Origin of the sequence: Erwinia sp. MYb416 (assembly GCF_037479575.1) — a bacterium.
GTDB lineage: Bacteria > Pseudomonadota > Gammaproteobacteria > Enterobacterales > Enterobacteriaceae > Erwinia > Erwinia rhapontici.
The window spans coordinates 1-647 of the sequence record NZ_JBBGYT010000413.1 but is presented as its reverse complement, the minus strand read 5'-3'; the positions used below and the strand labels follow the sequence as shown (position 1 = coordinate 647).

Sequence of the window (647 nt, the reverse complement as noted above, 5' to 3'; positions counted from 1 at the left end):
ATATCGATCGTTCTTCAGTTCACTCATCACGAGACTCTCTCACCATACAGGCTGCTAGTGTAACATTTATTGGAATTGACGATGATTGACCACTCGAAAAATTGAGCTAACTGAGCACGCCCTCCCCTGAATCCAGCGTTAACAGAAACAGGGGAGAAGTTGAAATTCATCGAGATAACAACGATTTTCGCTTACTTTTAATTGCCAACCGCCACATTTTTTCCTGATGAACTATCGATTTTTTCCTGCGTATTTTCAACAGCGGTTAGAGAAGGTGAATGGTCACCCATAGTGACCATCCGTTTTTTTTCTTTCTTCTCCGTCGGCAGCTGTGGCTCTTCAATCTGATGAGAATTTCCTATAAATACGCCACCTTTCTCAATGGAGAACTCGGTGGCAAACACCTCACCTTCGATTCTGCCACGTGACATAATAACGACCGTCTTGGCATAACAGCTTCCTTTCAGCAGACCATTGACCACCAACTTAACGGACTTTACTGTCCCGATGACCTTACCTTCCTTACCAATCTGCGTCACCTTCTGGCTGGTCAGGTCACCTTCTACAAGACCATTGATTGAAATATTATTTTCGTTGGTAATTTCACCCCGTAATACAGTACCCATAGAGATAACGGTTTCTTTCGT

Annotated in this window: 1 protein-coding gene; it reads right to left on the bottom strand. The window is 43.4% G+C overall.

Going from position 1 to position 647, the window contains the following annotated elements; all coding sequences use genetic code 11:
• Positions 1–197: 197 nt before the first annotated feature.
• Positions 198–647 (bottom strand): bactofilin family protein (locus WH277_RS05665; RefSeq protein WP_339504929.1); only part of this gene is annotated, 450 nt, incomplete at its 5' end.